The 22173-nt window shown below is 42.3% G+C and carries 19 protein-coding genes; 4 read left to right on the plus strand and 15 right to left on the minus strand.

The window, feature by feature from the left end:
- Positions 1 to 63 precede the first annotated feature (63 nt).
- The 14 genes from rbfA to rpsB form a co-directional block, all read right to left on the minus strand.
- On the minus strand, positions 64 to 411 hold the full coding sequence (gene rbfA / locus IGI46_RS15250; RefSeq protein ID WP_207702527.1) for a 30S ribosome-binding factor RbfA: 348 nt from the start codon (positions 409 to 411) through the stop codon (positions 64 to 66).
- Positions 412 to 428: 17 nt separating this feature from the next.
- Positions 429 to 3119, minus strand: a complete 2691-nt coding sequence (gene infB, locus IGI46_RS15255; protein WP_429963877.1) for a translation initiation factor IF-2 — start codon at positions 3117 to 3119, stop codon at positions 429 to 431.
- A gap of 12 nt (positions 3120 to 3131) precedes the next feature.
- The gene (locus IGI46_RS15260; RefSeq protein WP_010759451.1) at positions 3132 to 3434 is read right to left on the minus strand and encodes a YlxQ-related RNA-binding protein; all 303 of its coding nucleotides are present in this window, start codon (positions 3432 to 3434) and stop codon (positions 3132 to 3134) included.
- Positions 3427 to 3723 (minus strand): RNase P modulator RnpM, encoded by a 297-nt coding sequence (gene rnpM / locus IGI46_RS15265; protein WP_429963878.1) that lies wholly within the window; start codon positions 3721 to 3723, stop codon positions 3427 to 3429. Before rnpM ends, IGI46_RS15260 begins: the two co-directional genes overlap by 8 nt.
- A gap of 18 nt (positions 3724 to 3741) precedes the next feature.
- Positions 3742 to 5010: a transcription termination factor NusA gene (gene nusA / locus IGI46_RS15270; RefSeq protein WP_429963879.1), complete on the minus strand. Its 1269-nt coding sequence runs from the start codon at positions 5008 to 5010 to the stop codon at positions 3742 to 3744.
- 11 nt (positions 5011 to 5021) lie between these two features.
- On the minus strand, positions 5022 to 5495 hold the full coding sequence (gene rimP, locus IGI46_RS15275; RefSeq protein ID WP_429963880.1) for a ribosome maturation factor RimP: 474 nt from the start codon (positions 5493 to 5495) through the stop codon (positions 5022 to 5024).
- Positions 5496 to 5670: 175 nt separating this feature from the next.
- On the minus strand, positions 5671 to 10008 hold the full coding sequence (locus IGI46_RS15280; protein WP_429963881.1) for a PolC-type DNA polymerase III: 4338 nt from the start codon (positions 10006 to 10008) through the stop codon (positions 5671 to 5673).
- Between the two features lie 159 nt (positions 10009 to 10167).
- Positions 10168 to 11436 carry an RIP metalloprotease RseP gene (gene rseP / locus IGI46_RS15285; RefSeq protein WP_429963882.1) on the minus strand — a complete coding sequence of 423 codons (1269 nt, stop codon included), beginning with the start codon at positions 11434 to 11436 and terminating at the stop codon, positions 10168 to 10170.
- Positions 11437 to 11514: 78 nt separating this feature from the next.
- Complete coding sequence (locus IGI46_RS15290) at positions 11515 to 12309, minus strand: phosphatidate cytidylyltransferase (RefSeq protein ID WP_429963883.1); 795 nt, start codon at positions 12307 to 12309, stop codon at positions 11515 to 11517.
- Entirely contained in the window at positions 12306 to 13106 is an 801-nt protein-coding gene (locus IGI46_RS15295; protein WP_429963884.1) for an isoprenyl transferase, read from the minus strand. Before IGI46_RS15295 ends, IGI46_RS15290 begins: the two co-directional genes overlap by 4 nt.
- Before the next feature lie 289 nt (positions 13107 to 13395).
- Positions 13396 to 13953 carry a ribosome recycling factor gene (gene frr / locus IGI46_RS15300; RefSeq protein ID WP_429963885.1) on the minus strand — a complete coding sequence of 186 codons (558 nt, stop codon included), beginning with the start codon at positions 13951 to 13953 and terminating at the stop codon, positions 13396 to 13398.
- A 1-nt stretch (position 13954) separates the two neighbouring features.
- Entirely contained in the window at positions 13955 to 14677 is a 723-nt protein-coding gene (pyrH, locus tag IGI46_RS15305) for a UMP kinase (RefSeq protein WP_429963886.1), read from the minus strand.
- Between the two features lie 129 nt (positions 14678 to 14806).
- Positions 14807 to 15688, minus strand: coding sequence for a translation elongation factor Ts (tsf, locus tag IGI46_RS15310; RefSeq protein ID WP_429963887.1), 882 nt, complete (start codon positions 15686 to 15688; stop codon positions 14807 to 14809).
- Between the two features lie 79 nt (positions 15689 to 15767).
- Complete coding sequence (gene rpsB, locus IGI46_RS15315) at positions 15768 to 16565, minus strand: 30S ribosomal protein S2 (protein WP_429963888.1); 798 nt, start codon at positions 16563 to 16565, stop codon at positions 15768 to 15770.
- Positions 16566 to 16845: 280 nt separating this feature from the next.
- Here rpsB and IGI46_RS15320 point away from each other — a divergent pair, with 280 nt between their 5' ends.
- Positions 16846 to 17322: an arginine repressor gene (locus IGI46_RS15320; protein WP_429963889.1), complete on the plus strand. Its 477-nt coding sequence runs from the start codon at positions 16846 to 16848 to the stop codon at positions 17320 to 17322.
- A gap of 224 nt (positions 17323 to 17546) precedes the next feature.
- On the opposite strand, the gene IGI46_RS15325 is transcribed toward IGI46_RS15320, so the two are convergent.
- Complete coding sequence (locus tag IGI46_RS15325; protein ID WP_429973774.1) at positions 17547 to 18599, minus strand: BMP family lipoprotein; 1053 nt, start codon at positions 18597 to 18599, stop codon at positions 17547 to 17549.
- Positions 18600 to 18818: 219 nt separating this feature from the next.
- Between IGI46_RS15325 and IGI46_RS15330 the strand changes: the two genes are divergently transcribed.
- The 3 genes from IGI46_RS15330 to IGI46_RS15340 are packed head-to-tail and all read left to right on the plus strand — an operon-like array spanning position 18819 to position 22166.
- The gene (locus IGI46_RS15330) at positions 18819 to 19583 is read left to right on the plus strand and encodes an ABC transporter ATP-binding protein (RefSeq protein WP_429973775.1); all 765 of its coding nucleotides are present in this window, start codon (positions 18819 to 18821) and stop codon (positions 19581 to 19583) included.
- Positions 19580 to 21268 carry an ABC transporter permease subunit gene (locus tag IGI46_RS15335; protein ID WP_429973776.1) on the plus strand — a complete coding sequence of 563 codons (1689 nt, stop codon included), beginning with the start codon at positions 19580 to 19582 and terminating at the stop codon, positions 21266 to 21268. Before IGI46_RS15330 ends, IGI46_RS15335 begins: the two co-directional genes overlap by 4 nt.
- Positions 21192 to 22166: an extracellular solute-binding protein gene (locus IGI46_RS15340; RefSeq protein ID WP_429973777.1), complete on the plus strand. Its 975-nt coding sequence runs from the start codon at positions 21192 to 21194 to the stop codon at positions 22164 to 22166. Before IGI46_RS15335 ends, IGI46_RS15340 begins: the two co-directional genes overlap by 77 nt.
- Positions 22167 to 22173 lie beyond the last annotated feature (7 nt).

A 22173-nucleotide genomic window follows, 5' to 3' on the forward strand; every position in this document is an offset into this window, starting at 1 on the left:
AACAGGAAATTCCTTATTTTGCAAAAAAAACCTGAGTGAAGCATTTTCACCCAGGCCTTTTCTTTACTCTTTATTTAGATCGCGAATCATTTGATCAATTTTTGAGCCGTATTCAACGGATTCATCTAATTCAAACACTAGCTCAGGTGTTTTGTAAATGGACAGTGCTTGACCAAGTTCTCGACGAATCAAGCCCTTTGCCTTGTCCAAACCATCCTGTGCTTTTTGCTTGTCAGAAGCCTTATCCGACAACAGACTGTAAAAAATGGTTGCCTGCTGCAGGTCTCCCGTCACGCGCACATCCGTAATATTCACGTTTTGAACCCGTGGATCACGAACGCGTTTACGCAAGATATCATTGACTTCTTTCAAAATCTCTTGAGCAACTCGACGATCTCGATAGTTAGGCATAAAAACTGCCTCCTTTTTTAGGCTTTCTTAATTTCTTGCATGATGAAGGCTTCGATTACATCGTCCACCTTAAGGTCATTGAAGTTTTCAACCATGGCACCACATTCGTAGCCCATCTTAACTTCTTTCACATCATCCTTGAAGCGTTTCAGGCTGGCTAGCTTGCCTTCGAAGATAACAATACTGTCGCGAATAACGCGGACGCCGCTGTCGCGGGAAATGCTGCCTTCGTTGACATAACAGCCGGCAATTGTTCCGACTTTAGAAACCTTGTATGTTTCACGAACAGTCATTTGACCAGTAATTTTTTCTTCGTACTCAGGATCAAGCATACCCTTCATCGCTGTTTCAATTTCATCAATCGCTTGATAGATAATCCGGTGCAAGCGAATATCTACTTCTTCGGCTTCTGCTTGTTGTCTTGCTTGCGGTGTTGGGCGAACATTGAAGCCAATCATGATGGCGTTACTTGCTGCTGCCAGAGTAACGTCGCTTTCATTGATGGCACCAACTGCTGAATGGACGATATTTACTCGTACCCCTTCAACATCGATTTTCTTCAATGATGCAGCCAATGCTTCAGCTGAACCTTGAACGTCCGCTTTGATAATTACGTTAACGTCCTTCAATTCGCCTTCTTTTAATGATTCAAACAGGTTGTCTAACGTTACGCGAGCATTGGAACTGCGATGCTCTTGTAAGGCACGTTTTGCCCGTTCTTCACCGGCTGCCCGTGCTGTTTTCTCATCCGCGAAGACTGCAAAACGGTCTCCGGCTTGAGGAACATCATTTAACCCGGTAATTTCAACTGGTGTTGCTGGTCCAGCAGTCTTGTCGCGACGACCAATATCATTCGTCATTACACGAACCCGACCATAGGTATCACCAACTACAATTGGATCACCGACATTTAAAGTACCTTGTTGAACTAATAAAGTAGCCACAGGGCCTTTTCCTTTGTCCAAACGGGCTTCAATTACTGTACCAATAGCATTTTGAGTCGGATCAGCTTTCAAATCTTCCACTTCTGCGACTAAAAGAATCATTTCCAGCAATTCTTCAATATTTTGATTGAATTTCGCGGAAATTTGTACAAAAATTGTATCGCCGCCCCATGCTTCAGAAACCAATTCATGTTCACTTAATTCCTGCATAACACGATCTGGATTCGCACCTGGTTTGTCAATTTTGTTCACTGCTACGATAATCGGCACTTTCGCCGCTTTCGCATGGTTGATAGCTTCAACTGTTTGAGGCATAACCCCATCATCAGCTGCAACAACCAAAATAGTGATATCCGTGATACTTGCGCCCCGAGCACGCATGCTGGTGAAGGCCGCATGTCCTGGAGTATCCAAGAAAGTAATTGGCTTGCCGTTAATATCAATTTGGTACGCACCGATATGCTGTGTAATCCCGCCGGCTTCACCGCTGGTTACCCGTGAATGACGCAGGGTATCCAATAAGGTTGTTTTACCATGATCGACGTGACCCATGATAGTAACAACTGGTGGTCGTGGAACCAATTTTTCTTCGTCTACTTCTTCACCTTCAAAGAACCGGTCGATATCAGCAATATCAATCTGAACCTTTTCTTGCGCTTCGATGCCATAATCTGTTGCTAGTAATTCAATCGTATCTTTGTCCAACGGTTGGTTTTGATTAACCATAACTCCCACCAAGAATAATTTCTTAATGATTTCTGCTGGTTCACGATAAATTTTCTTGGCAATATCGGCTACGTTCATGCCGACAGTGTATTCCAATACCTCAGGCAGTTCACGGAACTTACGTGCTGGAACTGGCGGTTTTTGGCTTGGTTGATACTTGCCTTTTTTTCCTTTTTTATTGAATTTGTTCTTGTTGCGGTTAGCACCAAAATTATTGTTGCGATTTTGGTTACCGAAGTTATTATTACGGTTGCGGTTTTGATTGCTTCCGCCTTGTGTGTTGGAGCGTTGTTGGCCTTGATTCCCTTGCTGGCCTTGACCTTGAGCTGGACGTTGACCTTGATTACTTGCTGGGCGTTGACCGGCTTGTCCTTGGTTATTCGGACGTTGACCTTGATTCCCTGCTGGGCGTTGGCCGCCTTGTCCTTGGTTATTCGGACGTTGACCTTGGTTACTCGCTGGGCGTTGGCCACCTTGTCCTTGATTGTTTGGACGTTGACCTTGGTTACCCGCTGGGCGTTGGCCGCCTTGTCCTTGGTTGTTCGGACGTTGACCTTGGTTACCCGCTGGGCGTTGGCCACTTTGTCCTTGATTGTTTGGACGTTGACCTTGGTTACCCGCTGGGCGTTGGCCACTTTGTCCTTGATTGTTTGGACGTTGACCTTGGTTGCCCGCTGGGCGTTGACCTTGGTTATTTTGTCCTTGACGATTGTCCCGGTTGGGATTGCTTTGTTGATTATTATTTGAATTTCTCACGCTGTCTTGATTTCCTTTTCTATTTTGGAAATTTGGGTTATTTTTAGAGCTCTTAAATTTAGGTTTTTCGTGCTGGTTAGCTGATGGTTTTGCTTGAGTATTTGCTGGTTTTGGTTGTTGTGCATTTCCAGTAAAAGCCTTCTTCAGTTTTGACTCATCGTCATTTGAAAGAGCTCCCATGTGGTTAACAACATCGATCCCCAATGTGTTGGCCTTGTCTACAACATCCTTACTTGATTGATTAATTTCTTTGGCAAATTCATATACTCGTTTTTTTCCCATGCAATCACCTTCCTAACCTTGTATTAACGACACCATCTTTTTAGCAAAGCCCTGGTCCATCACCCCAATTACCTTGCGGGGTTTGCCAATAGCGGCTGCTAACTCACTTTCTGTGAATTCAATCAGACAGGTCGTTTGATAAAAATTGCTTTTATCTGTTACTTTTTTCTTTGTATTTTCACTGGCGTCAGAAGCAACTAAAACCAACGCAGCTTTTTGTCTGCGGATTTCATTAATGGTAAGTTCTTCCCCAGTGATCAGTTTGCCTGCACGCATTGCCAGGCCCAATAAGTTTAAGGCCTTTTGTCTATTCATTGCCGAAGAGCTCTCTTCTGGCTTTTTGATGGGTCACATAATCTAGCAGCTCTTGATAAAAGTCATCAGAAAGGTCTACTTCCAATACCCGATCCAAAACTTTTTTCTTCCAGGCCTGCTGGACTTCTTCCGGCTCAATTGCAACATAGGCCCCTCTGCCGGGCATTTTGCCGGTAGGGTCAATTGCAACTTCGCCTTCCTTTGATTTCGCGATCCGAATCAACTCTTTTTTCGGTTTCATCTCGCCAGATACGACGGATTTACGTAAAGGGACTTTTCTTTTTTTCATAAAATGCCTCCTACGCGATTAATCTTCTTCTTGATCAAAAGCAACATTTTCAATGTCGTCTTCTGTCATATCAGGAGTGATTTCAATTGGTTCTTCTACTGCTTCACTCTGTTCTTCTGCCAGTTCCTCAGTGTTTTCTTCAGCATATTCTTCCGGATTTTCCAATCGTTCAGCAAAGCCTTCTGGGAATACGCTTTGAAGAGCTTCTGAGCTTTCATCAAAATCACCATCGTCATAATTCGCATAGAATTCTTCCATGTCTGATTCTGATTTAATGTCAATCTTATGACTGGTTAACTTAGCTGCCAGACGTGCATTTTGTCCACGTTTGCCGATTGCTAGTGACAATTGGTAATCAGGTACAACAACGGTACACACTTTAGGATTTTCAGTATCGAAAATAACATCCTCAACCTGTGCTGGGTTTAATGAATTGGCGATAAATACTGCTGGATCTTCGTTCCATTCAACAATATCCATGTTTTCACCCTTCAGCTCATTAACGATCGCTTGAACCCGCTGCCCTTTAGGACCTACACAGGTTCCCACTGGATCGATGTTCGGGTCATTCGAGCGAACCGCTACTTTCGCACGGTCGCCTGCTTCACGGGCAATGCTGATAATTTCAACAATTCCGTCATATACTTCAGGAACTTCTTGCTCAAATAGCCGACGCAGCAAGTCTGGGTGACTGCGGCTCACGAAAACCTGTGGGCCCTTTGATGTGTTTTCTACGCGAGAAACATACACTTTGATGCGGTCATGAGGTTGGTAGAATTCATTTGGCATTTGATCTTGTTTAGAAAGAACCGCTTCGATTTTTCCTAAGTTTACATAAATGTAGCGGTTGTCCTGACGTTCAACAACCCCTTGCATAATGTCTTTTTCATAGGCACTGTACTCAGTGTAAATTATGTTGCGTTCCGCCTCACGGACACGCTGCAAGATGACCTGCTTCGCGGTTTGAGCAGCAATACGGCCGAAATCCTTTGGTGTTACTTCAAAGCGGATCATGTCGCCGATTTCGTAAGCTGGATTAATCGTCATAGCTTCTTTTAAAGAAACCTCCAATTGTGAATCCATTACTTCTTCGGTTACTTCTTTGACTGCATATACATGAATATCGCCTTTTTTCTCATCAAATTGGACTTCTACGTTTTGTGCTTGTCCATAATGACGTTTGTACGCAGAAACCAAAGCTGCTTCTAAAGCATCAATGACGATTTCTTTCGAAATGCCCTTTTCTGCTTCTAAAGTATTCAATGCATTCAGCATTTCTTTACTCATTATTCTTCCTCCTAAAACTCGATTGCGAGACGTGCTTTTGCAATATTGCTTCTGTCAAAAGTGATGTCTTTGATGCGGGTCTTGATTTTTACGGTTAATATCAATTGTTCCTTATCTAATTCCTTTAAATATCCGTCATACTGCTTCTGACCATCCACATTTTGGTAAAGAGAGACATGAATGTACTGTCCTAGTGCATTTTGATAATCTTCCTCTTTTTTCAATGGACGTTCAGCTCCAGGGGAGGATACTTCAAGAAAGTATGCTTGAGGAATCGGATCAGGATCAATTTGATCCAGCTTTTCACTCAATTTTTCGCTGACATATGCACATTCTTCAATGTCGATGCCACCTTCTTTGTCAATGAACACTCTCAAAAACCAATTTTTTCCTTCTTTAACAAATTCAACCTCTACCAATTCAAAGTGTTGATCCTCTAAAATCGGCATCACTAAATCAGTGATGGTTTCGACTACGCTGCTCAAGCTGTCAGCCTCCTTCTTGCTTTCAATCCATTAAAAAGAGTGAGCGAAAAATCCGCTCACTCACCTCACTGTCTGATTACATTGTTATAATACCACAGTTGGAATGAAAATTCAACCAACCCATTTTCATAGAAGCGGTTTGCATACCGATTCCTCTAGGTATTTATCTCTTTCTTTACATATCGAATAATGAAAGCTGATTCTCATCCGGCAGATCTTTCAATACGCCCTGAGCATCCATATATTCGATCAAGGTCTTGGAAACTTTCCCACGACCGGCCAAATCTTCTTTAGACAAGAAAATTCCGTCCTTGCGTGCTTCGCAAATCTGTTTCGCCACGTTCATTCCTAAGCCTGGCACGGCTCTGAATGGGGCAATCAAGGTATCCCCATCAATCACAAAATCCGTCGCATCTGATTTGTACAAATCAATCATGCCAAAGGTAAAGCCTCGCTCCAGCATTTCATTACACAATTCCAATACGGTCAGCTGATTTTTTTCTTTCGTTGTTGCATCCATACCTTTATCCGTAATAAGCTTCATGGCAGCCTTCACTGCGTCCTTGCCTTTAGCCATCGCGACTAAGTCAAAATCATCGGCCCGAACAGAGAAATATGCACAGTAATAAAGAATTGGGTAATACACTTTAAAGTAGGCCACCCGCAGCGCCATCAAAACATACGCAGCCGCATGGGCTTTCGGGAACATGTATTTAATCTTCGAACAAGAGTCAATGTACCATTCCGGCACGTTGTTCTCCCGCATTGCTGCCAAATAAGTTTCCCGCAACTCATCAGGAATCTTGTTCCATAATCCCTTACGCACTGTCTCCATAATCTTAAAGGCCATTCCACTGTCTAAACCAGCATGCATCAGATAAACCATGATGTCATCCCGACAACCGATAACGTTAGCTAAGGTAGCGTCGCCACGGCGGATAACTTCTTCGGCATTCCCCAGCCAAACATCGGTTCCGTGAGAAAGACCAGAAATTTGCAGCAGCTCGGCAAAGGTTGAAGGATGTGTTTCCTCTAACATGCCTCGAACAAAGCGAGTCCCAAACTCTGGAATCCCCAGCGTACCCGTTTTAGAATAAATCTGGTCTGATTCCACTCCTAATACCTGTGGACCAGCAAAAATCTTCATTACCTCGGCATCATCGGTCGGAATCGTTTTAGGATCAATCCCAGACAACTCCTGCAGCATCCGAATTACCGTCGGATCATCGTGTCCCAGGATATCCAGCTTCAATACATTATCGTGAATTGAGTGGAAGTCAAAGTGAGTCGTTTTCCATTCGGAGTTCTGATCATCCGCCGGATATTGAATCGGCGTAAAATCATATACATCCATATAATCAGGAATAACGATAATCCCACCCGGGTGCTGACCCGTCGTCCGTTTAACTCCCGTAGCACCTTTGGCTAACCGATCGATTTCTGCCCCGCGAAAATGCAGGTTATGATCTCTTTCGTAGCCCTTAACATAACCATAAGCCGTTTTATCTGCTACCGTACCGATCGTTCCGGCTCTAAAGACATATTCCTCACCAAACAATACCTTGGTGTAGTTGTGAGCCTCTGCCTGATAATCTCCAGAGAAGTTCAAGTCAATATCGGGAACCTTATCCCCATGGAAGCCTAGGAAGGTTTCAAAAGGAATATCATGTCCGTCTTTATGCAGACGTGCACCACATTTAGGACAAGCCTTCTCCGGCATATCAAAACCAGAACCGTAGGAGCCGTCTTCAAAGAATTCCGAATACTGACATTCTGGACAATAATAATGAGGCGGTAAAGGATTTACTTCAGTAATCCCGGTCATGGTTGCCACAAAACTGGAACCGACTGATCCCCGTGAACCAACCAAATAGCCATCCTGATTACTCTTGTGCACCAGTTTTTGTGAAATCAAGTAAATAACCGAGAAGCCGTTACCGATAATCGAATCCAGTTCCTTTTTCAAGCGTTTTTCGATTACTTCCGGCAGTGGATCACCATAAAGCTCCTTCGCCCGAGTATAGCTCAGCTGCTTAATTTCTTCCTCTGATCCCGGAATCTTAGGCGTATACAATTCATCCTTCACTGGTACGATCTCTTCGCAAGTATCCGCGATCAGGTTCGTATTATCGACAACGACTTGTTTTGCCAGCTCTTCCCCTAGAAAAGCAAAAGCCTGCAGCATTTCATCTGTAGTCCGGAAATGAACCTCCGGCAGACTGTGGCGGTTCAAAGGATTGGCACCGCCCATAGAGGTAACCAGAATTTTACGATAAATGGCATCCTCTTTATTAAGGTAATGGACGTCCCCCGTAGCAACGACTGGTTTGTCCAGTTCTTTACCGATTTGCACCAAATTGCGAATAATATCTTCCAGATCCGCTACATCCTTCACCAGCTCCTGTTCAAGCAACGGGGCATAAACTTCCTTTGGCATGACTTCAATGTAGTCGTAAAAGCTCGCACGATTCTTCGCCTCTTCGACCCCTTTTTGCATCATGGCTTCAAAAATCTCACCTTGAGAACAAGCCGAACCGACTAAAATATTTTCCCGCAGTTTTTTCAGCTGTGAACGAGGAATACGTGGTACCCGTTCATAGTAATTGATGTTCGACATGGAAATCAGTTTAAACAGATCCTTCAACCCATCCTGATTTTTAGCCAGTAAGGTTGCATGGAAAGGTCGGGCCCGTTTATAGGAATCTCCCTCACCTACATGATCGTTCAACTGGTCATGGTAAAGCATCCCGTGTTTTTCCATCGCTTCTTTAACAAAAATCCACCCTAAATGGCCTGTTGCCTCTGCATCATAGACCGCTCGGTGATGCTGTTCTAGGTTTACGCCGAATTTCTTCGTCAAGACACCTAGTCCAAACCGTTTAAATTCCGGGTACAGATAACGCGCCAGCTCCAAAGTATCAATGACCGGATTCGTCGTTTCTGGAATATCATGGCGGACATAGCTGGTATTCAAAAAGCCGATATCAAAGGCCGCATTGTGGGCCACTAAAATCGTTCCTTCACTGAATTTTTCAAACAGCTGCAGCACTTCTTTTTCCGATTTAGACCCGCGAACCATCTCATCAGTAATCCCAGTTAAGTTAATCGTTGTTTCTGACAAAGGATGGCCTGGATCAATGAACTCTTCAAAGGTATCAATGACATTTCCCTTGTGCATTTTGACCGCCGCCAGCTCGATAATCTTGTTATAAACAGCTGACAAACCGGTCGTTTCCACGTCAAATACAACATAAGTAGCATCAGTTAAGGCAATGTGCTGATCATTATAGGCAATCGATACCCCATCATCAACCACATTGGCCTCGACACCGTAAAGAATCTTGACTCCCGCTTTTTTACCTGCCGCATGGGCATCCGGAAAAGCCTGCGCGCCGGCATGGTCAGTAATCGCAATTGCTTTGTGCCCCCATTTGCCCGCTTGAGCAACTAGGTCGCTAATACTGTTGGTCGCATCCATCGTACTCATATTAGAGTGCAAATGCAGCTCCACCCGTTTTTCTTTGCTGTAATCCTTGCGGTCAGGATGCTTCACTTCTTGAATATCCTGAGCATTCATAACTAAATCCCGCATAAAGGTGTCTTCCTGAACGCTTCCGCGAACCCGAATCCAGCTTTTCTCACTAATCGCGTCAAAAATCTTTTCATCCTTTTCGCCATTAGAGAATTTCTTTACTACGAAGGAAGAGGTGTAATCCGTCATTTTTAAAATCAGGATCTTACGTTTGGAACGCAGCTCACGAACTTCTTTATCGAAAATAAAGCCTTCGATCGTTACCCGGCGTTCTTCCTCCAAAATATTTCCCATCAGCATAATCGCTTCATCCGCTGGAATGTTGCGGCCCATTTGAATCGGACCATCAAAGGCCGCTTCTGATTTTTCCTTCTTCTTCGCTTCGTGCTGCGCCATAGTTTCAGCAGCTTTTTCTTGGAAAGCCGCATCCTGTTCCTGCTTGCGTTCTTCAAACAGCTTCAAAACCCGTTCCTGCTGCTCCTCATCCACCTCAGGATCAATCCGCAATTTAGGAAAACCGTAAGAAACCAGATTATCTTCAATTAACGGCAAATACTGCTGCTTCAAAAAAGGAATGACCGTTTGATTATCAATCAAAAGGACAATCCGTTTATCCTGCAGGACTGGCAGCGGTTTGCTTAACACCTGTTTAACTAACGGCGTATCACAATCCTGTTCGCTTAAAGCCAAACGCCAATAATGCTGCAGCAATTCTTCATTAAACTGGGAATCGGCTGCTTCAATATGTAGTTTAACCTGGGCAATTGACTGAAAGGCCAGCACCAATTTCTGGTGAAAGGCATAGTATAGCTTAGCTGGCAAAATTTGCGGTGCCTGAATAAAGAATTCCCACACCCGTGACTTTTCATGGACCACCACTTGTTTAATTTCAGCCGCTTGAATAAACGGATGCTGCTGGTCCTCATCACTCAGCTCAATTTGACGCAATAAATTTTCGAATAATTCCCGATTTTGAGACAAAAGAACATCTCCTTCACTTTTTTCAAGTACTATCTAGTATAACTGTTTTTTTTGAGCTTTGCATTAAAATTATCCCATCAAGCCACAAGCTTAAACTTAAAAATCTAACCGCTAAACCATTCGAAAAAAGGAACCCGCCGCAGCGAGTTCCTTGATCAGTTAAAAGAAGAAGCGAGATATATCATTCCAGGTAACCAGAATCATCAATACCATGATGAATACAAAGCCGGCCATCGTAATTAAACCTTCTTTTTCTGGATCCATTGGTTTTCCTCGTAATGCTTCAATAATATTTAACAAAATTTTTCCACCATCAAAGGCTGGAATCGGCAGCAAGTTAACAATCCCTAAATTGACTGATAGAAAAGCCATCAAGGAAATCACTGTCCGCACGCCTTGGCTAGCCGCCTGAGAAGACAATTGGTACATCATCACTGGACCACCCAGCTTGTTCAAGCTGAAGCCGGTGAATAGTGAACCTAACGCTTTAAAGATTTGAGTCACTACATTCCAGCTTTGGGTAACTCCGCCAACAATCTTGTCCACAAAGCCCGTCTTCATAAAGGCACTAATACCGATTTTACCAATTTTTTCACCGTTTACCTTAGAGGTTTCCGGTGTTAACGAAAGCGTCTTTTCTTGCCCATTTTCAGTGGCAACCACTGTTACTTCTTTGCCGGGATTCTTCTGAATTTCAGTCGTTAAATCCTCCCATGAAGCAACCTGCTTATCATTGATTTGAACAATGCGGTCATTTTCCTTCAAGCCAGCTTCAGCTGCCGGACTGCCCGCTTCAACAGGTCCAATTTGATTAGTATTGTAGACCGGTACTCCGCCAGTCATAAAGGCTAACGCAATAAACAAAATAACTGTCAAAATAAAGTTATTCATCGGTCCTGCAAAGTTCGTTAAAATCCGCGCCCCAATTTTCGCTGACTGGAATTGAACATCTCTCGGCGCGATACGAACCTCTGTACCATTCTCTTCGATAACCGTCGCATTATGATTGACTGTATATTCAACTTCTTGACTTTCATCGCCATTCTCATAGCCCTTAATGGTTAAATCATCCACTAAATCAGCCGCAATCAGCTCCATTGGAATACTGTTTGGCAGTTGAACCTTCTTGCTGACATTGATACGCTGAACATGCCCCTGCGCATCCAGCTCTAATGACATCGGCATCCCAGGACTTAATTCGGTTTCCTCATCCTCTAAGCCGGCCATCCGCACATAACCGCCAATCGGCAATAAACGTAGCGTGTAGGTGGTCCCATCCTTACCCATATGGGCATAAATTTTAGGTCCCATCCCAATCGCAAATTCTCTAACTAAAATACCAGCACGCTTGGCAAAGAAAAAATGGCCAAATTCGTGAACGATAACTAATACTCCAAAAACAATCAAAAATGTAATCACTGTACGCATAAGCTTACCTGCCTTTAGCTTTTTCTTAGAGCTAGTGTATCATAAAACCACGAAAAAAAAGCTCTTAACGCGAGCTTTTTAAAAAACACCTAACAAATGCATCATAGGAAAGACAAAAAGCATACTGTCAAACCGGTCCAAAATTCCGCCATGTCCCGGTAAAATATTACCCGAATCCTTCACATCAAAATGTCGTTTGATTGCCGATTCCACCAAGTCACCAAATTGACCAACCACTGAGAAAACAATCGTGAATAATAGCATCGTTATTAAATTATGTTGGGTTAAGTTAGGCTGTACAATTAGAAAAATAACCGCTACTGCCAAGGCACTAGCAATTCCACCTAACGCGCCTTCAATCGTTTTATTGGGAGAAATATCCGGCCAAAGCTTGCGCTGACCGAACTTGCGGCCAACCATGTACGCCCCAATATCTGTTGCCCAAACAATAAAGAAAGCAAAGATAATCATTGCCAAGCCTTCTGAGCGAGCGATGACCAGATTTTGGAAACCTACTCCGGCATATAAACTGGCAATAACTGGAAAACCAGCTTCATCAATCGTGTAAGTATTTTTCGAAACAACCGAAAAACCTAAGATAATCATGACTGTTAAATAAAATAATAAAAAGTTGCCTGATGTATCATTTAAAAATGGAAACCAGCGCTCCGCCGGCAGTACTAAAAATACTGCTCCTAAAATCGAAAGTACTCCTTCAAAGCTTAAAATTGCTAAGCCCTTCATGCGGAATAACTCATATACGCCGACACCGGCTAAAGCAGCTGCAGCCAGCTCAATCGCAATGCCGCCTACATATAAAATCGGCAAAAAGACTGCCAAGGCCACTACAGCCGTAATTACTCGTTGTCTCATTTAGTATCCTCCTTGTTTAACCCGCCAAAACGGCGATTGCGGTTTTGGAATGAAGCGATCGCGGTCTCCAAATGAGCACCGTCGAAATCAGGCCACAAAGCTTTGGTAAAGAATAATTCACTGTAAGCCAATTGCCACAGCAGAAAATTACTGATCCGTTCTTCGCCGCTGGTACGAATCACCAATTCAGGATCCCGCAAATCTGCTGGCAGAAAACCGGTCATTAAATGACTGGCAATCGTTTCTTCATTAATATCTTCTGGCTTCTTTTGATCCTTCTCTACTTCTTTAGCAATTGTCTGCACTGCACTGACAATTTCAGCCCGGCTGCCGTAGTTCAGAGCAAAATTCAATACCAAGCCATCATTAGAAGCTGTTTGTTCGATCGCGCGTTTAACCGCATCCTGGGTATGAGCTGGCAAATATTCCTCATAGCCCATCACCTTTACTTGAACATTTTCAGCAATCAACTCAGGGACAAACGTATCAAAAAAGTCCACCGGTAATTGCATCAAGAATTTCACTTCATCCTCAGGACGTTTCCAGTTTTCCGTTGAGAAAGCATACAGCGTCAATACCTTGATCCCTAATTTATTGGCATATTTAGTAATGCGCTTAACGGTTTCCATGCCTTCTTTGTGTCCGGCCACTCGCGGAAGTCGTCTATTTTGAGCCCAACGTCCGTTTCCGTCCATAATAATTGCCACATGTTTAGGAATTGCACCTTCTGGATTGAAAGTCAGTTCACTTTCTTCTGGTGTATATTTCTCTTTTTGTGGAAAAAAACGTAATACCATTAATTTTCCCCCTCAATTCTTATTCTTCAAGACAAATGCCCGCCAACTAATCAGCTTTAAAAACCAATAAACAACTCATTGATTAAAGAAGCTGGACCGGCAACTCATTTGCCATTATAGCAATAAACCTAAAGCTTGCCTACGCATATCCGCAGGTATTTAGTTTTTTTCAAACATTTGCCTAAATAAAAATCTCTGATTACAAGCATTTTCTGGCATATTTAGAGATTCTAATTTCCATAAAAAAAGACAACTGTCTAAAGAGCTGGACAGCTGCCTTAACTTCTAATTAAACTTCTAGTAGTTCTTTTTCTTTTTCGCTGACAATTTTGTCAATTTCTTTCACGCTATCGTCGGTTAATTTTTGGATGTCTTTTTCCATGCTGCGTAAGTCATCTTCAGTAATATCGCTATTTTTTTGCTGCTTTTTGTAATCATCCATCGCATCACGACGTACGTTGCGGACAGCAACCTTAGCATTCTCAGCTTCTTTTTTCACTTCTTTAGCTAATTCTTTCCGACGTTCCTCTGTTAATTGAGGAATCACTAAACGGATTACGTTCCCGTCATTTGCCGGATTCAAGCCAATATCACTAGCTAAAATTGCTTTTTCAACGTCTTCGATTGTGCTTTTATCGAAAGGTGTAATCATTAATACTCGTGCTTCTGGAACAGTAATTGATGCCAATTGATTGACCGGTGTTGGTGCTCCGTAATAGTTAACCGTGATTCGGTCTAACAAGCTGGCATTCGCACGTCCAGCCCGAATTTGTCCTAGTTGACGTTGCAGAGATTCTTCTGCTTTTTTCATCTTTTGTTGCGCTTCGTTCATTACTGCATCTGCCATGTTATTTCCCCCTTACAGTTGTTCCGATATTTTCACCTTGAACAACTCGTTTAATATTTCCTGGTTCATTCAAATTGAAGACAACAAGCGGAATATCATTGTCCATACTTAGTGAACTTGCGGTTGAATCCATTACTTGCAATCCTTTAGAAATGACATCCAAATGAGTCAATTCATCAAACTTAATCGCATTTTGATCCAGCTTTGGATCTGCAGAATAGACACCATCTACATTGTTTTTCGCCATTAAAATGACATCTGCATTGATTTCAGCAGCCCGTAACGCAGCAGTTGTATCGGTTGAGAAATACGGATTTCCGGTACCACCAGCAAAAATAACAATCCGGCCTTTTTCTAAATGACGCTCCGCTTTGCGGCGGATATATGGTTCAGCAATTTGGCGCATTTCGATAGATGTTTGTACGCGGGTTGGTACTTCGATGTTTTCTAAAGCATCTTGTAAAGCCAATGCGTTCATCACGGTTGCCAGCATGCCCATATAGTCAGCTTGTGCCCGTTCCATGCCCATTTGCGCACCGATTTGTCCGCGCCAGATGTTGCCGCCGCCGACGATAATCGCCATTTCGATTCCCAGCTCGTGGACCTCTTTGATTTCTTCAACAATATCTTGGATAATTGGCGGATTAATGCCGAATTTTTCCTCGCCGGCTAATGCTTCACCGCTTAGTTTAAGTACTACTCGTTTGTATTTTGGTTCTTTCATTTCGATTCCCCCACTGTCACTCTATAGCCATTTTAGCATATTCTGCTTTATTTGAAGCCATTTTATCTGATTTCGCTTAAAAAAAGGGAGCGCAATTTCACATGCGTTCCCGACTGTTAAAAAACAGAATTATTTTTTCACTTGATTCATAACTTCTTCAACAAAGTTATCTTCACGTTTTTCGATGCCTTCGCCAACTTCGAAACGTACGAATTCTTTAACAGAAGCGCCTTTTGAGGCAACGTATTTTTCGACAGTCATGTCAGGATCTTTAACGAAAGGTTGGTCAACTAAAGAAATTTCTGCTTTAAATTTATTTAGGCGGCCTACAACCATTTTTTCAACGATTTTTTCAGGTTTGCCTTCGTTTAAAGCTTGTTCAGTTAAAATAGCTTTCTCATGATCTAATTCTTCTTGAGGAATTTGAGATTCATCAACATAACGAGGGTTGATTGCTGCTACGTGCATTGCCACGTCTTTAGCAATTTCTTCGTCAGTAGTTCCGTCTAAAACGGTTAATACAGCGATACGTCCGCCCATGTGCAAGTATCCGCCGAAAGCAGCATTGTCGCCTTTTTCCAATACTTTGAAACGACGGAAGCTGATTTTTTCACCGATAACTTGGGTAGCTTCGATTAATTCTTCAGCAACTGTACCTTTGGAAGTTTTTAATTCCATTGCTGCGTCCATGTCAGCTGGTTTGTTAGCAGCTACTAGTTCAGCAATTTCCTTCACTAGGTTTTGGAACATTTCGTTTTTAGAAACGAAGTCAGTTTCTGAGTTTACTTCAACGATTGCTGCAGCATTGCCGTTAACAGCAACTGAAGCTAAACCTTCAGCAGCGATACGGTCATTTTTCTTAGCAGCTTTAGCCATACCTTTTTCACGTAAAAGATCGACAGCTTTTTCAATCTCGCCTTCTACTTCTACTAATGCTTTTTTCGCATCCATCATACCTACGCCAGTCATGTCGCGTAGTTCTTTTACTAACTTAGCTGTTACCTGTGCCATCTTCATGGGCCTCCTCTAATTTTTTAAAAAAGCTGCTTCAAAGGTTGTTATTTTCTTTGAAGCAGCTTGAGCTACGAAATTATTCTGCTGATCCAGTAGAAGTGTTGTCGCCTTCTACAACATCAACGATTTCTTCGATTGAAGTTGCTTGTCCGCCATCTTCTGCAACGAAGTCTGCTTCAGCTACTTGATCTTCACCTTGGTTGCCTTCGATAAATGCATCAGCCATTTTAGCAGTGATTAATTTCACGGCACGGATAGCATCATCATTTGAAGGGATTACTACGTCGATTTCATCAGGATCGCAGTTTGTATCAACCATAGCAACGATTGGAATGTTCAATTTATGTGCTTCTTGAACCGCAATACGCTCTTTACGAGGGTCAACGATGTACATTACATCTGGAATTCTAGGCATATCAGCGATACCGCCCAAGAATTTTTCTAAACGTTCGCGTTCTTTATTTAAACCAACAACTTCTTTCTTAGGCAATACTTCAAAAGTACCGTCTGCTTCCATAGCGTTGATGTTTTTCAAACGAGCGATACGTTTTTGGATAGTATCCCAGTTAGTCAAAGTTCCGCCTAACCAACGGTGGTTAACGAAATATTGGCCAGCGCGAGTTGCTTCTTCTTTAATTGCTTCTTGTGCTTGTTTTTTAGTACCTACGAACAACGCAACGCCGCCGTCTTCAGCAACATTTTTCATGTAATCGTAAGCTGCATCTACTAATTTCACTGTTTTTTGCAAATCAATGATGTAGATTCCGTTTCTTTCTGTGAAGATGTATTTCTTCATTTTTGGGTTCCAGCGACGAGTTTGGTGACCGAAATGTACGCCGGCTTCTAGTAATTGTTTCATAGACAATACTGACATGTTTTGTTTCCTCCAATTTGGTTTTTTGTTCCCTCTCTTAATTGTCAAACTCAGCGGCAGACTTCCAATGAAGCACCCTGCTGCCAATAAAATTAAGATGTGGATTTGTCTGTGGTCGCCCACACACAATTAGTAATTATACAGTAGGACTAGATAGAAATCAATCATTTCCCGCTAATTTTCCAAGTAAAAGAATCTGATTAATATTTATCGAATTGACCTGCTAAAGCTGCGTATTTCTGTTATAATTGTTGCATAAAAATCGATTAGGAGAATTTTTATGCGTAAAAAAGATCGGCATGAATTAATCAAACAAATTATCGTCACGCATTCCATTCGCAACCAAAGCGAATTAATGACCTATTTAGAAGAACAAGGTGTGGTTGCTACTCAAGCAACGATTTCCCGTGATATCCGTGATTTAAAGATCGTCAAAACCATCGATGAGGATGGCAGTCCGCGTTTCGAACTGTTTCAAGAGCCTAACCAGCCGTCTGATGATGAAGATACGAAGCGTTTAGTCCGAATGATTGACGAAGTGATCGTAAAAGTCGAACGAGTTCAGTTCATGACGGTAATCCAAACACTTCCTGACAACGCCAACCTTTTGGCTGCTGTTTTGGATGATCTAACCTTCCAAACAATCGTAGCAACTATGGCCAGCTTCGATACGATCATTATTATTTCACGAACCGACGAAGATGCACAACAAGTTGCAGCTTTCTTGAAAGATCCGCATTCTACAACTATTAACTAGGACAAAGAGGTTGTGACAGCAACGCTCAGCTCCGAGAAATAAGCCGAATAATCCTAAATTTGCTGAGAGACACAACGAGTATTGGAGTTGATGTCGAACAGTACCTACTTGGAGCTTCTCATATTTTTATGATTATCGGCTTATTTCTGAAGGAGTTGCTTAACTTACACCGATTATACGGTTTTCAGAAGCTGTGACGTTTTATGTCACAGCCTCTTTCTTCGCTAATTTTCCGAAATAGTTAGATCTCCGGCAATAATTCTTTCTTTTGCCTTCGCAACTGCCTGAAGAGCCTCCTCGTTTAACTGACCCTCCGTCAAATCCACACCAGCTTCCTTAATGCCAAAAACCAAATGATCACCGCCAGGGAATTTCTGATTGTATCTAGCCTCAGCAATTTCCGAAACCGCTGCTCCAACATTCTTTAAGGTAGAGGTTAACGTAAAATTATCCTCTTGCCCTGCTGGTGTTTGATAGACACCTTCATCGTTTTGATCACGGTCAACGCCGATCACCCAAATCTTTTGACTATTTTCTCGTTCATTACGAGTCTTGGCCTCCTGGAATACACCAGCCCCGGTACTGCCTGCTGCTTGATAAATAATATCTGACCCTTCCTCATACATGGAAGAAGCAATCGCCTTTCCGCGATCTGGTGCATCATACGAAGCAGCATAACGGCTATCAACAGTAATTTCTTTTCCTAGTGCCTTCGCACCATCTTTTACTCCGTTCTCAAAACCAGTTTCAAAACGTTGAATTACCGGCCCTTCCATCCCGCCAATAAAACCTACCCGGTTCGTTTGAGTGGTATAGGCTGCAGCGATCCCAGCTAGATAAGCACTCTCCTGATCCTTAAACGTAGCCGAAACAACATTTTTCTGGTCTTCTATCTCTCCATCGACTAAAGCAAAATCTAAATCAGGATTGGCAACCGCCGCTTCCTTGATTGCATCTGCCTGCAAATAGCTGAGACTGATGATGGTGTTGAAACCATTCTCGACTGCTTGATTAACATTTGTACTATTATCTTGTGGTTGATTTGTTTCTATATATAGGAAGTCTTTTTTCTCCTTTAAGCCTTTTTCATGGCCCCAATCCTTGAATCCTTCCCAGCCTGCTTGATTAAACGAGCGGTCATCGACCCCGCCAAACCCTAAAACCAGCGCAATTTTGGGTGTATCCTTTTCTTCCGTGGTTTGCGCCTCTTTTTGCCCACAGCTTGCCAATAATAAAACAGAACCTAAAAACATAGCTAAACGTAAAAGCTTCATCAATGAATCCTTCTTCCTCTCCCAGTGTGTCTTGACACCTCGTACAGCAAAAAATCTTAACATTATTTACACAAACATAACAAACTTTATTTTATCTTTTCACATCCTTGATTATACCTTTACAAAGCTTCGCTATACTTCAATCAAAGGAAAACGAACTACCCACACAAGGGTTCAGTTGAAAAGGATGCACGAAAAAAATAAATCAAGGAGCTGGTAATTATGTTGAAGCTGGAAAATATCTCAAAAAACTTTCAGCAAAGTACGGTTTTAGAAGAGATCAGTTTAGAAATCAACACAGGAGAAATCGTTTCTATTTTAGGACAATCAGGATCAGGAAAAACAACGCTGCTAAATATTATTTTAGGTTTGGAAGAACCCAGCGACGGCAAATTATTCTTTCGAGAAAAGGATATTACCCATACACCCATGGAGAAGCGGCCTTTCAATATCGTATTTCAGGATTATGCCATGTTCCCGAATCTAACTGCCTATCAGAACCTGACCTACGGCTTAAAGAACAAGAAAAATTGTTCTTCTGAGGAAGAGGTCCAAGAGCTGATTCGCTTATTAAATCTGGAAAAGCATCTCGATAAACCGATTCAGCAATTGTCCGGAGGGCAAAAACAGCGCGTTGCTTTAGGTCGTACCCTAGTTATGAAGCCTGACTTGCTGCTGTTGGATGAACCATTAAGCGCACTAGATGGTGTTATCAAAGAATCGATTAAGGAAAAAATTCAGGAGATTGCTCGAAAGCTTTCCTTAACCATTATTATCGTAACCCATGATCCGGAAGAAGCGCTAACCATGTCAGACAAAATCGTGGTTTTAGACAATGGCCGTATTGCTCAATACAGTTCACCAGTAGAAATCATGACTCAAGCTTCCTGTCACTTTGTTCAGGAATTTATCATTAATCAGCTAATGGTTAAGCAGCAAAACATCCAGCAAATTTTCCAACAAGCCTTGCAGCGGGCGGAAGCATGAGAGAAGTCTGGTCCTTAAAAAGAATCACTAGTGGCTTCATTCTAGTATTCTTTCTCATCTTTTTGGTTTTACCATTAGGAAAAGTAGTCCTGACCGCTTTGTCAGTAGAAAATGGCACTCTGGTGGAAAGTCTAAAGCATTTTTTTGATCAAAAATGGCAGCTGTCCTTTCTGAACAGCTTGAAATTTTCTTTGATTGCCGCCAGCTGCTCGACTCTTTTAGGCTTCTTTCTTGCTTACGGAAACAATTTTACTAATGCCGGCAGCCGCTTTTTGAAAATAAATACGGGGATTTTACAATTTCCCATGCTGCTGCCGACAATCACCTATGGCTTTGTTCTGATTTACGCCTTCGGCAAGCAAGGTCTTTGGACAAAGCTGCTGCAGCATGAATGGTTCAACATTTATGGCACGATTGGAATTTTGCTAGGGTTCATTATCTATACTTTGCCGCCCATTTTCATTTTGATCAACAATTCCATGGCGTACTTGGACAACCGCTTATTTCTTGTCTCACGTCTAATGGGTGATTCTTGGTGGCAGTCTTTACATCGGACAGTTCTCAGTCCCCTTTATCGCGTTTTGGCCGTGGCTTTTTTACAAGGCTTTTTCATGTCCTTTACCGATTTTGGGATTCCCAGTGCTGTTGGTGGGCAGACGCCTTTTATTACGACTCTGTTATATGACGGCTTTATGGGGACCATCCCCAATTTTCAATATGGTTCCCTGGTAGCACTAACGATGCTGTTTCCTTCTATTATAAGTATTCTGATTTTGAATCATCTTCAGAAGAAGGTCGTTCGTTACGAAAAACCGCAAGCACTCGTCTTAAAGAAGAACCGTTTTAGAGATTGGGCCTTTCGCAGTCTCTTTATTCTGACGTCTGTATTTATCTTAGGAGTCTTTCTGATTTTGCTGGTTATTCCATTTTTAACTAATTGGCCTTTTAATCTGCAGCCAACCCTGCAGAACTTTACTACGTTCCTGCAGGATGACAGCTTGCTGACTACCTTGAAGAATTCTTTACTGATGGCTCTGTTGACTGCTGTAATCGGTACAATCTTTGCCTATTTTGCAGCTTTGATGACGTCTAGAGAAAAGAAAATCTATACGATCAATCAACTAATTGACAGTGTCTCAACGATTACTAATTCGATTCCCGGAATGGTTTTGGGTGTGGCTTATCTGCTGATCTTCGCTAACAGCAGTCTCCACAACACTTTAATGATCTTAGTAATTGTGACGGTGGTTCATTATTTTGCTACACCCTATCAAATGGCTAAAGAGGCTCTGCAAAAAATGAATCTGAACTGGGAAAATACCGCAAAATTGATGGGCGATCGCTGGATTACGACTGTTTGGCGTATTTTGATACCCAACTCTAAGCTAACGATCGTCGATATGTTTTCCTATTACCTCTTCAATTCAATGGTAACGATCAGCGCCGTGGTTTTCTTGACCAGTGCCAATACCATAGTTATTACCGCCAAACTAAAAGAGCTTCAGCATTTTGGCCGATTTAACGATATTTTTATGCTTTCTCTATTTTTGCTGCTGATTAACTTAATCATGCAGTTGCTAACTCAACTTATCAAAAGGGGATTAACCAATGAACAGAAAAAGAATTTTCGCCCTACTTGGCTGCACCGCCTTAGCCCTTTTATTAAGCGCCTGCAGCAGCGGTAACGCCGCAAACGAAAAGGTAGTTATTTACACCAATGCTGATGAAGAACCCGTTGAAGTGATCAAAGATGTTTTAGACAAAAATGGCTTCGAGGGCAACTACACCCTGCAATCCTTTGGAACCTCTGAACTGGGCGGAAAACTGCTGGCAGAAGGTACTAACATTGAAGCAGATTTAGTAACCATGAGTACCTTCTATTTAACCAGTGCACAAAAGAAAGACGAAATGTTCAAGGATTTGAAGCTAACAGTTGATCCTTTAACTGAAATCCCAACCTACGCTGCACCATTTACCATGCAAGAAGGAACCATTTTCTACAATACCGACATGATGAAAGAACTAAAGCTGGCAGTCCCTAAAAACTTAAAAGATTTAGCTGATTCCAAATACAAAGGTGTCTTGGCAATTTCAGATATCAAGCAATCTTCCACTGCTTGGCTTTTGTTCCAAGCCTTGATTGATAATTATGGTGAAGACGAAGCGAAAACTATTTTGAAAGATATTTATGCCAATGCCGGCGATCACTTGGAAAGCTCTGGTTCTGGTCCGATTAAAAAAGTTCGTTTAGGTGAAGTCGCTCTTGGCTTTGGCTTGCGCCACCAAGCTGTGAAGGATAAAAATGAAGGTTTGCCGATTGAATACGTAGAGCCTGCCGAGGGAACTTACACTCTAACTGAATCGTTAGCAGTAATTAACAAAGGCGACGCTACCAATCCTGAAGCAGAAAAAATGCTAAACACGATTATGGAAAAAGGACGCAAAGATTTGCTGGCGATCTATCCCAGTCCTATTTATGACGGTGAAGAAGCCGATAGTGTCCAAATAGCCAGTGATCAAAAAGTGTTCCCTGAAGAATTAACCGCTGAATTGTTAGAGCAGCACCAAAAATTAGTAGATTGAGAGGCTT

Source organism: Enterococcus sp. AZ163 (assembly GCF_050498925.1).
GTDB lineage: Bacteria > Bacillota > Bacilli > Lactobacillales > Enterococcaceae > Enterococcus_A > Enterococcus_A ferrettii.

What these genes read in the sequence shown, in the direction of transcription:
- rbfA (WP_207702527.1), bottom strand. Translation starts at nt 411, where the DNA reads ATGCCTAACTATCGAGATCGTCGAGTTGCTCAAGAGATTTTGAAAGAA.
- infB (WP_429963877.1), bottom strand. Translation starts at nt 3,119, where the DNA reads ATGGGAAAAAAACGAGTATATGAATTTGCCAAAGAAATTAATCAATCA.
- IGI46_RS15260 (WP_010759451.1), bottom strand. Translation starts at nt 3,434, where the DNA reads ATGAATAGACAAAAGGCCTTAAACTTATTGGGCCTGGCAATGCGTGCA.
- rnpM (WP_429963878.1), bottom strand. Translation starts at nt 3,723, where the DNA reads ATGAAAAAAAGAAAAGTCCCTTTACGTAAATCCGTCGTATCTGGCGAG.
- nusA (WP_429963879.1), bottom strand. Translation starts at nt 5,010, where the DNA reads ATGAGTAAAGAAATGCTGAATGCATTGAATACTTTAGAAGCAGAAAAG.
- rseP (WP_429963882.1), bottom strand. Translation starts at nt 11,436, where the DNA reads ATGCGTACAGTGATTACATTTTTGATTGTTTTTGGAGTATTAGTTATC.
- IGI46_RS15290 (WP_429963883.1), bottom strand. Translation starts at nt 12,309, where the DNA reads ATGAGACAACGAGTAATTACGGCTGTAGTGGCCTTGGCAGTCTTTTTG.
- IGI46_RS15295 (WP_429963884.1), bottom strand. Translation starts at nt 13,106, where the DNA reads ATGGTATTACGTTTTTTTCCACAAAAAGAGAAATATACACCAGAAGAA.
- frr (WP_429963885.1), bottom strand. Translation starts at nt 13,953, where the DNA reads ATGGCAGATGCAGTAATGAACGAAGCGCAACAAAAGATGAAAAAAGCA.
- pyrH (WP_429963886.1), bottom strand. Translation starts at nt 14,677, where the DNA reads ATGAAAGAACCAAAATACAAACGAGTAGTACTTAAACTAAGCGGTGAA.
- tsf (WP_429963887.1), bottom strand. Translation starts at nt 15,688, where the DNA reads ATGGCACAGGTAACAGCTAAGTTAGTAAAAGAACTACGCGACATGACT.
- rpsB (WP_429963888.1), bottom strand. Translation starts at nt 16,565, where the DNA reads ATGTCAGTATTGTCTATGAAACAATTACTAGAAGCCGGCGTACATTTC.
- IGI46_RS15320 (WP_429963889.1), top strand. Translation starts at nt 16,846, where the DNA reads ATGCGTAAAAAAGATCGGCATGAATTAATCAAACAAATTATCGTCACG.
- IGI46_RS15330 (WP_429973775.1), top strand. Translation starts at nt 18,819, where the DNA reads ATGTTGAAGCTGGAAAATATCTCAAAAAACTTTCAGCAAAGTACGGTT.
- IGI46_RS15335 (WP_429973776.1), top strand. Translation starts at nt 19,580, where the DNA reads ATGAGAGAAGTCTGGTCCTTAAAAAGAATCACTAGTGGCTTCATTCTA.
- IGI46_RS15340 (WP_429973777.1), top strand. Translation starts at nt 21,192, where the DNA reads ATGAACAGAAAAAGAATTTTCGCCCTACTTGGCTGCACCGCCTTAGCC.